The sequence below is a fragment of the Microbulbifer maximicatervae (SeqCode) genome (genome assembly GCF_052467505.1).
The window spans coordinates 3,528,628-3,540,709 of record NZ_CP174313.1 but is presented as its reverse complement, the minus strand read 5'-3'; the positions used below and the strand labels follow the sequence as shown (position 1 = coordinate 3,540,709).

Here is a 12,082-nt window from a genome sequence, read left to right as displayed (position 1 = left end):
TTTAATGATAATTGTAATTTTTATGTTTTTTTACGCAGGTACTTGGCTATTACTGAAGTGGTCTTTGCAATTTCGTCGTCGTTTTTCCAAATTTTTTTACTTTGTATTTTGCGGTGTTTTAATTTGGAATATTTTTTCGTTGTTTAAATATGGGATGTTGAGTGTGGAAAAATATGATTTATCAGTTTCTACTGTGATTCAGTTGTTTATGTATGCAGCAATGTTTGCTATGGCTTCTACAATTGTTTCTGAAAAGCTAAGGAGTCACCGTGAATAAATATTCCTCGATAAGATGAGTAAGTACTGGTTGGTGAACTGCATAACGCTAGTTTCTCAGTAAAATCAGTATAGAGCTTCGTTAATAACAATGATGATTACCTTGATGCCTCGCCAAATTTAATAGAGCTTTTAAAGATAAAGTATCATCCGAAAATAGTGGCTGGCATAGCTCATTCGTTTGCCATGCCGATCCTTTCAGGGAATGATGATCTTTGGCAATCTCTTGTAGGCTTGTATAAAGTAACTCTGCCAGATAATGAGATTCATAATTCTGAAGAGCATAGGGCTCAGCAAGCAATTGTGATAGCCCTTGAGCTTTAGTTGTCCGCCAAAGAGCTAGAAGCTTAGAGGGTGTTGTAAAAACTATCCTCAAGGAAATGGAATTGTTTGGTTGCGAGATAAGTTAAAAGGGATTAAGTAAAATTAGATTTAAGTGAGTCAACTCGCTGACAAAGTAAGGTGTTAACTGTTGGCAGTTAGCGCTCGAATAGCCGCAAAGTATGGTTCACATGGTTGCTGAGCGATAATCAAATCGATCGCCCGGGTCACTGCCTCCTTGTTTTGATCATCAAAACCTCCGTAAGTTTTAAGTGCTTAAATTGCACTTCATTGCAGATGGCACTTTTTCCATCGACTGCCCCATTTCGGATAGTCTAGTGACATCTTAAAAATAATAGAAATATTTGGGGATTTGTGAATGACACGATTTTCCTTACGAGGCCTTTCCCCGCATCAATAGTGGGCCAATAAATACTTGAGCTTTTAGCAATCGACAGGCCCTAGAAAGCTACGAATATTTCTTTAGCTAAATTTTTATAAGGTGGCGAGTAAGTGGTCGCTTCCCCTGAAAGCTAAGGATAGCGGGGGAGTTGAATTACCTAGAAATGGCTGGGATTTATAGGGGATTAAAAATGGTGGGCCCTCCGGGACTCGAACCCAGGACCTGCCGATTATGAGTCGGATGCTCTAACCAACTGAGCTAAGGGCCCACACATTGCTTGCGAGGATCGTTGCAAGCGGTTGGGAAAAGTACAAGATTTTCCCTTGCAAATCAATGCCTTTGTTAGCACTCAAAGCCGATATGGGCAAATTCTAGAAATCTTCTTTCCCTGTTGCTCAAGCTTTCGCCAACAACTGATCTTTATGGAATAGATGCCCACCTTGTGAAAGCTGCCAAACACCTTAATTGGTTCGATAGTCTTAACTAGAAGCTGTAATTGGTACAGCTGTCTTGTTTATGTGAAATGGAGGTCAAAATCCCATACTAAAGTATTTAAATCGGCAGTTTGGGGATAAGAATACAGCACCAAACCAGGAACGCAGCGAAGAGAGCGACGGCCACGGCGGCGGAGCCTGTGTCTTTGGCAATCTTGGCCAGCGGGTGTTTCTCGGGGCCGATGCGGTCCACGGTCGCCTCAATAGCGCTGTTGATAAGTTCTATTGGGAGGACAAACATCACGGCTGCAATCAATATGGCGCGCTCTGTAGGTGTCTCCCCGGCCCAGAGTGCGAATGGGACTAGCAGGCATATACCAATGACTTCCTGGCGGAAAGCCTCCTCATTGCGCCATGCAGCGACGAGCCCCTGACTGGAGTAGCTAGTGGCAGCCAGGAGACGAGCAAACCCCTTCTTGCCGGGCTTGTTGGCAAGCTCTTCAGATTTTTCCTGCTTATTCGCCATTTCTTTTTGCATGCTTATCTCCTGCTTTCACTAAGCCTGCGCGGGGAGGTCATCTTTATGTCACAAAAAAAAGCCCGGTTGAACCGGGCTTTAGTCTAGCGCTTACTCGTCGAGGAAGCTGCGTAAATGCTCCGACCTGGAGGGGTGTCGCAGTTTGCGCAATGCTTTCGCTTCGATCTGACGGATACGCTCGCGGGTTACGTCAAACTGTTTGCCCACCTCTTCCAGCGTGTGGTCGGTATTCATATCAATACCGAAACGCATACGCAGTACCTTGGCTTCACGGGCGGTGAGGCCGGAGAGCACAGAGCGGGTAGCGTCGTGCAGGCCAGTTTGAGTGGCGGTATCCACCGGCGAGGATTGATTTTGATCCTCGATAAAGTCACCCAGGTGGGAGTCTTCGTCGTCGCCGATAGGCGTCTCCATGGAGATCGGCTCTTTGGCAATCTTGAGGACTTTGCGCACCTTGTCTTCCGGCATTTCCATGCGCTCGCCCAGTTCTTCCGGAGTGGGCTCGCGACCCATTTCCTGCAGCATCTGGCGGCTGATACGGTTGAGCTTATTAATAGTCTCAATCATATGTACCGGAATACGGATGGTACGGGCCTGGTCCGCAATAGAGCGGGTAATGGCCTGGCGAATCCACCAGGTGGCATAAGTGGAGAACTTGTAACCGCGGCGGTATTCGAACTTATCCACAGCCTTCATCAAGCCGATGTTGCCTTCCTGGATCAGGTCCAGGAATTGCAGGCCGCGGTTGGTGTACTTCTTGGCGATAGAGATAACCAGACGCAGGTTGGCTTCGACCATCTCTTTCTTGGCGCGGCGTGAACGGGCCTCACCAATGGACATGCGGCGGTTGATCTCTTTGATCTGACCTACGTCCAGCTTAGCGCGCTCCTGGAACTGAGCCAGTTTGCGCTGGGCGCGAACAACTTCGTCTACGACGTGGCGCAGGGCATCGGAATAATCGCGCTTTTTCTTGATGATTGCGGGAATCCAATCATCATTGGTCTCGTTGCCGGGGAATTCCTTGATAAAGGTCTTGCGCGGCATGCGGGCGCGTTTGATACACATGGCCATAACCACGCGCTCTTGCTCGCGCACGCTATCGAGTACGTAGCGAACTTCGCCGTACAGCGGGTCGAACTGGCGGGGAGCCAGTTTAAAGAAGCGGAATACATCGCCAACGGCTTCGAGGGCCTGGCCAGCTTCTTTGGAATCGCGACCGTGGGCGGCGATGGCTTCGTCGGCAGCTTTCTGTGCGGCGATCAGCGCGTTCATGCGCTCGGCGAGCTCTTCGGGGTCGATACCGCCGGTAGCTTCCTCTTCTTCTTCGCTGCTGTCGTCATCGCTGTCGTCGTCTTCGGCGTCGTCATCGGAATCTGATGACTCCGGCGCGCTGGCAGCGGCGGCGGCTTGGCCAGCCTGGGCTCCGGGCGGAACCTCGTCGGCGGGGTCGAGCCAACCGGAGATAATATCGGGGATGCGGCGCTCTTCTTTCTCGATCAGAGCGTACTCATCGATGATCTGCTGCACTGCACCCGGCCAGTAGGCCAGGGCGGCCATCAGTTCGCGCAGGCCCTCTTCGATACGCTTGGCAATGGCGATCTCGCCTTCGCGCGTGAGCAGCTCTACGGTGCCCATTTCGCGCATATACATGCGTACTGGATCGGTGGTTCGGCCTACGTCGGACTCTACGGCTGCCAGGGCAGCGGCAGCTTCGGCTGCGGCGATTTCATCAGCGGAGCTGTCGCCTTCAGCCATCAACAACTCTTCGGCATCCGGTGCGGTTTCAAACACCTTGATGCCCATGTCGTTGATCATGCCAATAATGTCTTCCACCTGATCGGGATCGGAAATATCTTCCGGTAGGTGGTCATTTACCTCGGCATAGGTCAGATAGCCCTGCTCTTTACCGCGGGCGATCAGTTCCTTAATGCGGGACTGTTGCTGGGTTTTGTCGGTCATGCACAACCCTGAATTCTGGGAATGAAAATACGGGACAAAGACGCGGGATTATAGCGTATTTGCACTAGCAATAACCACTCTAGCTGTCAAGTAACGGCGTAGGTGCGATGTTTAGGGTGCTGGGGTTCCCGATCCCGCCCGGCGGGGGTGAGTGAATATAGTGCTGAGCCCGCAGTTTTCAAGGGGTTGGCGCTTATTAATTCTGCTTTTTTCGCCAATTGGCTAATAGAGCCAGTTGTTCTTCGGGGCTCAACTGGGCGCTGTTCTTGAGTTGATCGAGTAAATCGCGGTTGCGCTGTTTGTCTGCAGCTTGTTTCAGGCGCAGCAGACAGTCGTTAAATTCGGTGTGCGGATCGTATTCCAGGTTGCTGTCATCCTGGGCGAGTTGCCGCGCGACCGATACCAGCGGAGATATAGCGAGCTTGGCCAGGGTATCGCAAGATTCTGCGCTGTGGTGTGCACGCCAGTGGCCGATCAATTGATAGAAATTTAATTGGGGGCGGCTTTTGTACAGTTCCACCAGTTGGATAAACAATGCCAGGTCTGCATTGCCGTCGATGGGGAATTGCTGTGGATTTTCGATTTGTGTTGCCAGCTCCGGGTGGTGCAACAGCAGGGCGATCAGCATGCGCTCTGGCGGCAGGAGATATTGGCTCTGGCGGCGCGGACTGTCGTAATTCGGTGCTGCACTTTCACTGAAGTTGTTGTCGCGCTGCCAGGGTTCCGGCGGTGTGCGGTGCTCCAGCTCCTCGTGAGGGGAGGGTGCTTGGCTTGGCTCTCCCGGTGCAGCTGTAGGTTGCGGGTGGGGCTGTTGCGGCGTGCGAGCTTTTTCTGTGCGGATAACCTCTTGCAGGGTTTCCTTGTCGAGCCCGGTGCGCGAGGCCAGTTGTTGGAACATCAGCTGGCGGTAGACGCCATCGGGCAGCAGGTCCAGCAGGGGGGCGGCGAGTTTGGACAGGCGCGCGCGGCCGTCCATGGTCTGCAGGTTGATATCTTCGCTCAGTAGGTCGAAGAGAAAATCTTCCAGCGGTAGGGATTGCTCCTTAATTAGCTGCTGGAAACGTTCACCGCCCAGTTGGCGTACCAGGGTGTCCGGGTCCTCGCCTTCCGGCAGCAGCAGGAAGCGCAGGCTGCGTCCGTCCTGCATCTGCGGCAGGGCCGACTCCAGAGCGCGGCGGGCGGCAGCGCGGCCGGCACGGTCGCCATCAAAGCAAAACAGCAGTTCCGAGGTGTGGCGGAAGGCGAGTTGAATATGGTCTTCGCCACAAGCGGTGCCCAGGGTGGCGACGGCGCAGCGGATATCGAACTGGGCCAGTGCCACCACATCCATATAGCCTTCAACCACAATTAGGCGCTCTAAATTGCGGTTGGCCTGGCGCGCTTCCCACAGGCCGTAGAGTTCGCGGCTCTTGTGGAAAATCGGGGTTTCCGGGGAGTTCAGGTACTTGGGTTTGTCGTCGCCCAGTACCCGCCCGCCAAAGGCGATGGCGCGCCCGCGCTGGTCGCGGATCGGGAAAATAATACGGTTGCGGAAGCGGTCGTAGTGGTGGCGCGCGTTGGGCTTGGTATTGCCATCACTGTCCTGGCGGCGAATGGCCAGGCCTGCCAGTTCCAGTTGATCCGCTTTCTCGGGGGTATCGGCTAATGCATTGAGCAGGTTGTCCCAGCCCGGGGGCGCAAGGCCGATACCAAAGTCCCGGGCAATCTCACCGGAGAGGCCGCGATTACGCAAGTAGGCCACCGCATTGCCTGCGGCGGGGTGGTTACGCAGCTGTTCACGGTAGTAGTCGGCGGCTTTCTCTGTGAGCTGGTAGAGAGATTGACTCTCCCGCTGGCGCTTTTCTTGCCCCGGTGCCAGTTGTTCCCTGGGAACTTCCAGTCCACGGGTGGCCGCGAGTTTTTCCACCGCTTCTGGGAAGGGCAGGCGGTCGTACTCCATGAGGAAGCCGATGGCATTGCCATTGGCACCGCAGCCGAAGCAATAATAAAACTGCTTGTCCGCACTCACGGTAAACGATGGGGTTTTCTCGTCGTGGAAGGGGCAGCAGGCAGAGTAGTTTTTGCCTGTTTTACGCAGCTTGACCCGGCTGTCCACCAGCTCAACGATATCTGCCCTTGCGAGCAGATCGTCAATAAAGTGCTGGGGTATCTTGCCGGCCATGGGGATTCGCTCAGCTTAGGCCAGTTGGGCCTTCACCAGTTTGCTCACCGCGCCCATATCTGCACGGCCCTGCACCTGGGGTTTAACCTGGGCGATGACTTTGCCCATATCCGCCATGCTGTTGGCACCGGTGTCTTTGACGGCGGAGGCAACGATATCGGTGATCTCAGCTTCGCTCAGCTGCTTCGGCAGGAATTCCTGGATAACTTCAATTTCAGCCTGCTCTACTGCTGCCAGCTCAGCCCGGCCAGCTTTCTCGTACTGGGTAATGGAGTCGCGGCGCTGCTTGGTCATTTTGTCCAGCAGGGCGAGGATGCGGGCGTCATCCAGGTCGATGCGCTCGTCGACTTCAACGCGTTTGATCTCGGCGTTGATCAGGCGCAGGGTGGCCAGGCGCTCTTTGTCTCGCGCTTTCATTGCGTCTTTAGTGGCTTGAGTCAGGGTTTCCTTGAGAGTGCTCATAGTGAGTGTTCCGAGATTGTTGGCAATGAATTTTGGATCAGGGGCTTAGGATAGCTTGTCTGCTGGGCGGGGGAAATGCGTTAGCCCAAACGAAAAACGGCGCGCGAGTATGGCTCGCACGCCGTTCTTTATAGCTCCGCTACGGGCTAAGCCCGTCCGGCCGCCTCGCTGCGACAGGCTTATGCAGCCTGCGGCTCTTAGTAGAGACGCTGGAACTTGCGGTTTTCGCGCTGAAGCTTTTTAGCGTGACGCTTTACAGCGGCAGCAGCTTTGCGCTTACGAACAGCGGTGGGCTTCTCGTAGAACTCGCGACGACGTACTTCAGACAGTACGCCTGCTTTTTCACAGGAGCGCTTGAAACGGCGCAGGGCGATATCGAAAGGTTCGTTGTCTTTGATTCGTACAGAGGGCATTAGGATACCTGTTAAAATTCGTTTCTCTCGGCCATTCCGGCAATGCTCTCGCAGTTGCATCCGGTGGCCGGTTCACAGCGAGGGCGCAAATTCTAAACACTCCTATACGGGATCGCAACCCCATTTTCCAGTATGATAACCACCCCTCGAAGTAGTCACGAGAATGAGATCAAGTGCGCGTCCTTGGTATAGAAACTTCCTGCGATGAAACTGGCGTCGCTATTTACGATTCTGAGTCCGGTTTGCTCAGCCATGCCCTGTTCAGTCAAGTGGACCTGCATGCCGATTATGGCGGCGTAGTCCCCGAGCTGGCGAGCCGTGATCATGTGCGCAAGCTCTTGCCGCTGGTTCGACAGGTAATGAAGAAGGCCGATACCAGCCCTTCAGACCTCAATGGTATCGCCTATACCGCAGGCCCCGGTCTGGTGGGAGCGCTGATGGTCGGGGCCTGCGCGGCCCGTGCACTGGCCTATGGCTGGGATATCCCGGCGGTGGCGGTGCACCATATGGAAGGCCACCTGCTGGCTCCAATGCTGGAGGATAATCCGCCCGCCTTTCCTTTTGTGGCCCTGCTGGTTTCCGGCGGACACACCCAGCTGGTGGAGGTGCGGGGGCTCGGCGATTACGAATTGATGGGTGAATCCCTGGATGATGCCGCCGGCGAGGCCTTTGACAAGGCCGCCAAAATGCTCGACCTGGATTATCCCGGTGGCCCGCGTTTGGCTGCCCTGGCGGAGAAAGGAGATCCCAAACGCTTTAACTTTCCGCGTCCTATGACGGATCGACCGGGGTTGGATTTCAGTTTTTCAGGTCTTAAAACCTTCACCCTGACGACGGTGCGCAAGCATGCCCTCGAGGATGGTTTACCGGACGAGCAGACTTGCGCAGATATTGCTGCGGCTTTCCAGGAGGCGGTAGTGGACACCCTGGTGATTAAATGTCGTCGCGCTATTAAGGCTTCCGGCTATAAAACCCTGGTGATTGCCGGTGGAGTTTCCGCAAATAAATTATTGCGCGAGCGTTTGGAAATGAGCCTGCGAAAGGATAACGCCAGCGTCTACTATCCGCGCCATGAATTCTGCACTGATAACGGCGCCATGATCGCCTACGCCGGTAGTTTGCGTTTAAAAGCAGGGGAGCAGACGAGCCTTGCGGTAGATGTGCGTCCGCGCTGGCCTATGACAGAATTGCCCAAGACCGAACTTTAAAAATCCCAGGAATAGCCTGGCAGTAAAAAGAAAAGAGCCGATAAATGGATATTGTTTATATACGGGATTTAAAGGTGAATACCATTATTGGTATTTACGATTGGGAGCGGGAAGTGCGACAGACGGTCAGTCTCGATTTGGAGATGGCCTTCGATATTAGTGAGGCGGCGCGCACAGACAATATCGAGTACACACTTAACTATAAAGCGGTGGCCAAGCGCTTGATCGCTTTTATTGAAAGCAGTGAGTTTCTGTTGGTGGAGACCATGGCAGAGCAGGCTGCGGCAATTGTCAGGGAAGAGTTTTCTGTAAGCTGGCTGCGACTGCGGTTGTCCAAGCCGGGTGCGGTCAGAGGGTCCAGGGATGTGGGTGTCATTATTGAGCGCGGCGAGAGGCCGGCAAAAGGTGCAGCAGCGATGTCTGCGGGAGTGTAAACGTGGCTCAGGTGTATCTCAGCCTCGGCAGTAATATCAATCGTGCGCAATATATCCGCGCAGCGCTGGATGCCCTGACCGGGCGGTTTGGCGAATTACAGGTGTCCCGGGTCTTCGAAAGTGAAGCGGTGGGTTTCCAGGGCGATAACTTTTACAACCTGGTGGTTGGGCTGCAAACTGACCTGCCGGTAGGGCAGCTGGCCCTGTGTCTGCGAGGTATTGAAGATGCCAACGGCCGCCTGCGCTCCGGGCCTAAGTTCAGCGCGCGCACTCTGGATATTGATATTCTCACCTATGATCACCTGACCGGAACTGTCGATGGGGTAAAATTGCCTAGAGGTGAGATTGTAAAAAATGCCTTTGTTTTACAGCCTCTGGCAGAGATTGCTCCAGAAGAATTGCACCCGGTCGAGCAGAAAACTTACCGTCAGCTGTGGGATGAGTACGACCAGGCTTCACAAAAATTGTGGCCGGTGGAATTTATTTGGCCGTGATTCCAATAAATTTCTAAAAAAAGTAGATAAAAAAGCAGCCCTTTGAGGCTGCTTTTTTGTTAGGAATAATTAACTTAGGCTCATTAGCGCTTCTTTGGTGAACGGAGTGATTTCCTCCGCGCGATCTTCACGCACCTTGGCGAACCAGTGTGGGTCTTGCAATAGCGCGCGGCCAACGGCAATCAGGTCGAACTCCTGATTGTCCATACGGCGGGTCAGCTCGCCTAAATCGGTAGGATTGGCAGTACCGCCCATGCCTTGGTTATTGCCGCCGATAAAATCATCGTCAAGGCCGACACTGCCGACAGAAATTACCGGTTTTCCAGTCAATTCCTTGGTCCAGCCTGCCAGGTTGAGATCAGAATCCTCAAATTCTGGCACCCAGAAGCGTCTTGTAGAGGCGTGGAAAATATCAACGCCGACCTCAACCAACGGTGTCAGGAAGCGTTTCAGTTCTTCCGGGTTTTGCGCCAATTTGGCTTCGTAATCCTGCTGCTTCCACTGGGAGTAGCGCAGCACTATGGCGAAATCTTCGCCTACGGCTGCACGTACCGCTTTGATAATGTCCACTGCAAAGCGGGTGCGATTTTCGATGGAGCCACCGTACTCGTCATCGCGCTGGTTGGTACCTTCCCAGAAAAACTGGTCGATCAGGTAGCCGTGGGCGCCGTGAATCTCTACACCGTCAAACCCAATTTCCTTGGCTGCTTTCGCCGCGTCTGCAAAAGCTTGTACAACTTCCTGGATGTCCTCTTTGCTCATCGCCTGGCCATTGGGCTTGCCGGGTTTGAATAAGCCTGAGGGGGAATAGCCGGGCACTGATTTATCCGGGCCTATGCCCTCTTTGCGCACGGAGCCTACGTGCCATAACTGCGGGATAATCTGGCCACCGGCAGCGTGTACTTCGTCTACCACCTTTTTCCAGCCGGCGAGAGCGGCTTCACCGTAGATTGCCGGTACATTCTCGTAGCCGTTGGCGGCTTTATGATTAACGAAGGTGCCTTCGGTAATAATCAGTCCCACTTCACCTTCAGCTCGGCGGCGATAATAGCCGGCCACTTGGTCATTGGCTGAATAGCCCGGTGACATAGTGCGGGTCATGGGGGCCATTGCGACCCGGTTGCGCAGCTTTAGGGATTTATGCTCGAAAGGACGCAGTAGGTTGTCCAGGGAACCACTCATATTTCTCTCCTGAATGTCTCGATTCAACACTGGGACTTATTGGTCCCACTAGGTCACAACTAAAATGGTTGCGTTATAAGACCTTATCTTGAGGTTGAGTTCAACATTTGGTTTCGTATTGCAACCTTTTTACCGGTATACTGGGGGTATGTCACGTAAACGCTTTGATGATCTCAATTGCTCCCTGGCTTGCGCTCTGAATGAAGTGGGGGACTGGTGGTCCCTGCTGATAATTAAGCAGGCGATGCTGGGTACCCGCCGTTTTGTGGATTTCCAAAGAAACCTGGGAATCGCCAAAAATATCCTTGTGGATCGGTTGTCCCGTCTGGTGGATAACGAGGTGTTGGTACGCTTTGATGCGGGTGAACACGGCACTCGCTACGAGTACCGCTTAACGGAAAAAGGCCGGGACCTGTTTACGGTGGTAATTGCCCTGCGCCAGTGGAATCTGCGCTGGAACGGCAATAAAGATGGGATGCACCTGGTCGATAAAAACAGTGGTGAGCCTATCTCCGAAGTGGCTGTGCAGAATGCCCAGGGACAAAAACTCAGTATTCGCGATGTATTATTTGTGGATGAAAATGGCCAGCCCCTAGAGCAGGCTGGCTAGCTGGCTTTTTGAGGAGCTCTATCAATCCTGGCTCTTGGATAGCAGTCTGATTATGTCCAGAGCCCTGCCCGGCTCCCAACGCATAACAGAGACAACGCCGTGCAGGGCCAGTAGGCGCTGGTCTATTTCCCCTTTCTCCTGCAGCTTGTGTAATTTCTCTGTGGCCTCGGTAAAGCCGCGCTGCTCATAAGTGAGTAGTAATTTGACGGTCTGCTCCGCCGGAGTGATTTGGCGTGGAACAGGGGTATACCCCATCGCGCTTACCATACTCTCAGCTGCCAGCCAGGTGGACCAGGGGTTTTGCCCGGTAATAAGTTGGCCATCCACGCTGACTTGTTCCAGGTAAGTGGGCCCAGCCTGAAAAAACGCGCCTTGCTCACGTAAGCGATCCTCAAGCAGGAATGGAAATCGTTGCTCGGCATCAGGGATAAGAAAAAGCTCCTCTTCGTTAGTAAAAGCACTGATCTGCCGATCGGCGATTAAGGGCTTGCCATTATCCAGGGTGACATTGGCAAGGGCTGCTGGCCCGTGGCATACCGCTCCGATAATTTTGCCGCTGTTATAGATTTCCCGCACCAGGGACTGGATATGGGGATTGTCGGGGAAATCAAACATGGTGCCTTTACCGCCGACAAAAAATACGGCCTGGTAATCTTCTGCTGATACCTGATCAATAGGAATACTGTGATTGACCTTTTGTTGTGCCTCCGGGTCATTGAGAAAGGCATAGTCGAAAGGCCCCAGATCATCTTTATCGATCACCGCAGGCGGTTTGCCGCCTTTGGGACTGGCAATATCGACAATAAATCCGTTGGCTGAGAAGATGTAATAGGGGCGTGCCAGTTCAGTTAATTCATAACCAGTTGCCTTGCCATTATCTCCCATCGTTTCAGTACTGGTGACAACAGCTAAGATTTTTCCTCGGCTTTCCCTGGGTAATTGTTGTAAATACGGCAGGTCACTTACTGTCGTAGTGGAAAAGTCCTGCTCTTGGGGTGGAATTAGGCCCTTAATCCAAATAATAAAACCAAAAAATATGGACAAAGTCAGAGCCAGGGAAATAACAATTTTCTTCAACATATTAATCTCCAAAATTGCAGTAGCAGACGGAAAATCTTCTAGTGAGTTCGTAGGAGAATAAGGGATGGAAGGTGAAATTCAGGTGAGATTACAATTGCTATTTAGGA

12 protein-coding genes and 1 tRNA gene are annotated in these 12,082 nt (G+C 53.0%); 5 read left to right on the top strand and 8 right to left on the bottom strand.

What is annotated here, in order from left to right; all coding sequences use genetic code 11:
• The first annotated feature begins 4 nt into the window (after positions 1-4).
• Complete coding sequence (locus ACJJIN_RS15740; protein ID WP_444895335.1) at positions 5-277, top strand: hypothetical protein; 273 nt, start codon at positions 5-7, stop codon at positions 275-277.
• A gap of 914 nt (positions 278-1,191) precedes the next feature.
• Here the strand turns inward: ACJJIN_RS15740 and ACJJIN_RS15735 are convergent.
• The 6 genes from ACJJIN_RS15735 to rpsU form a co-directional block, all read right to left on the bottom strand.
• Positions 1,192-1,268 (bottom strand) — tRNA-Ile (locus ACJJIN_RS15735).
• A gap of 284 nt (positions 1,269-1,552) precedes the next feature.
• Positions 1,553-1,972 (bottom strand): diacylglycerol kinase, encoded by a 420-nt coding sequence (locus ACJJIN_RS15730; RefSeq protein WP_444895334.1) that lies wholly within the window; start codon positions 1,970-1,972, stop codon positions 1,553-1,555.
• 90 nt (positions 1,973-2,062) lie between these two features.
• On the bottom strand, positions 2,063-3,931 hold the full coding sequence (rpoD, locus tag ACJJIN_RS15725) for an RNA polymerase sigma factor RpoD (RefSeq protein ID WP_444895333.1): 1,869 nt from the start codon (positions 3,929-3,931) through the stop codon (positions 2,063-2,065).
• Between the two features lie 196 nt (positions 3,932-4,127).
• The gene (gene dnaG, locus ACJJIN_RS15720; protein ID WP_444895332.1) at positions 4,128-6,092 is read right to left on the bottom strand and encodes a DNA primase; all 1,965 of its coding nucleotides are present in this window, start codon (positions 6,090-6,092) and stop codon (positions 4,128-4,130) included.
• Between the two features lie 15 nt (positions 6,093-6,107).
• Complete coding sequence (locus ACJJIN_RS15715) at positions 6,108-6,554, bottom strand: GatB/YqeY domain-containing protein (protein ID WP_108731584.1); 447 nt, start codon at positions 6,552-6,554, stop codon at positions 6,108-6,110.
• A gap of 197 nt (positions 6,555-6,751) precedes the next feature.
• Entirely contained in the window at positions 6,752-6,967 is a 216-nt protein-coding gene (gene rpsU, locus ACJJIN_RS15710) for a 30S ribosomal protein S21 (RefSeq protein WP_020411530.1), read from the bottom strand.
• 173 nt (positions 6,968-7,140) lie between these two features.
• Here rpsU and tsaD point away from each other — a divergent pair, with 173 nt between their 5' ends.
• Genes tsaD through folK form a run of 3 tightly spaced genes read left to right on the top strand, consistent with a single transcriptional unit; the run spans position 7,141 to position 9,103 of the window.
• Positions 7,141-8,175 carry a tRNA (adenosine(37)-N6)-threonylcarbamoyltransferase complex transferase subunit TsaD gene (gene tsaD, locus ACJJIN_RS15705; RefSeq protein WP_444895331.1) on the top strand — a complete coding sequence of 345 codons (1,035 nt, stop codon included), beginning with the start codon at positions 7,141-7,143 and terminating at the stop codon, positions 8,173-8,175.
• Positions 8,176-8,219: 44 nt separating this feature from the next.
• Positions 8,220-8,609 (top strand): dihydroneopterin aldolase, encoded by a 390-nt coding sequence (gene folB, locus ACJJIN_RS15700; RefSeq protein ID WP_020411528.1) that lies wholly within the window; start codon positions 8,220-8,222, stop codon positions 8,607-8,609.
• A gap of 2 nt (positions 8,610-8,611) precedes the next feature.
• Positions 8,612-9,103 (top strand): 2-amino-4-hydroxy-6-hydroxymethyldihydropteridine diphosphokinase, encoded by a 492-nt coding sequence (gene folK / locus ACJJIN_RS15695; protein ID WP_444895330.1) that lies wholly within the window; start codon positions 8,612-8,614, stop codon positions 9,101-9,103.
• 69 nt (positions 9,104-9,172) lie between these two features.
• Here folK and ACJJIN_RS15690 read toward each other — a convergent pair whose 3' ends face one another.
• Complete coding sequence (locus tag ACJJIN_RS15690; protein ID WP_444895329.1) at positions 9,173-10,285, bottom strand: NADH:flavin oxidoreductase; 1,113 nt, start codon at positions 10,283-10,285, stop codon at positions 9,173-9,175.
• A 148-nt stretch (positions 10,286-10,433) separates the two neighbouring features.
• Between ACJJIN_RS15690 and ACJJIN_RS15685 the strand changes: the two genes are divergently transcribed.
• Positions 10,434-10,895 carry a winged helix-turn-helix transcriptional regulator gene (locus ACJJIN_RS15685; protein WP_444895328.1) on the top strand — a complete coding sequence of 154 codons (462 nt, stop codon included), beginning with the start codon at positions 10,434-10,436 and terminating at the stop codon, positions 10,893-10,895.
• Between the two features lie 21 nt (positions 10,896-10,916).
• Here ACJJIN_RS15685 and ACJJIN_RS15680 read toward each other — a convergent pair whose 3' ends face one another.
• On the bottom strand, positions 10,917-11,975 hold the full coding sequence (locus ACJJIN_RS15680; RefSeq protein ID WP_444895327.1) for a type 1 glutamine amidotransferase domain-containing protein: 1,059 nt from the start codon (positions 11,973-11,975) through the stop codon (positions 10,917-10,919).
• Between the last annotated feature and the right edge of the window lie 107 nt (positions 11,976-12,082).

Bases quoted from the DNA above. Each gene is read 5' to 3' on its own strand.
- dnaG (WP_444895332.1), bottom strand. From the start codon at position 6,092: ATGGCCGGCAAGATACCCCAGCACTTTATTGACGATCTGCTCGCAAGG.
- rpsU (WP_020411530.1), bottom strand. From the start codon at position 6,967: ATGCCCTCTGTACGAATCAAAGACAACGAACCTTTCGATATCGCCCTG.
- ACJJIN_RS15715 (WP_108731584.1), bottom strand. From the start codon at position 6,554: ATGAGCACTCTCAAGGAAACCCTGACTCAAGCCACTAAAGACGCAATG.
- ACJJIN_RS15685 (WP_444895328.1), top strand. From the start codon at position 10,434: ATGTCACGTAAACGCTTTGATGATCTCAATTGCTCCCTGGCTTGCGCT.
- folB (WP_020411528.1), top strand. From the start codon at position 8,220: ATGGATATTGTTTATATACGGGATTTAAAGGTGAATACCATTATTGGT.
- rpoD (WP_444895333.1), bottom strand. From the start codon at position 3,931: ATGACCGACAAAACCCAGCAACAGTCCCGCATTAAGGAACTGATCGCC.
- ACJJIN_RS15680 (WP_444895327.1), bottom strand. From the start codon at position 11,975: ATGTTGAAGAAAATTGTTATTTCCCTGGCTCTGACTTTGTCCATATTT.
- ACJJIN_RS15690 (WP_444895329.1), bottom strand. From the start codon at position 10,285: ATGAGTGGTTCCCTGGACAACCTACTGCGTCCTTTCGAGCATAAATCC.
- ACJJIN_RS15740 (WP_444895335.1), top strand. From the start codon at position 5: ATGATAATTGTAATTTTTATGTTTTTTTACGCAGGTACTTGGCTATTA.
- ACJJIN_RS15730 (WP_444895334.1), bottom strand. From the start codon at position 1,972: ATGCAAAAAGAAATGGCGAATAAGCAGGAAAAATCTGAAGAGCTTGCC.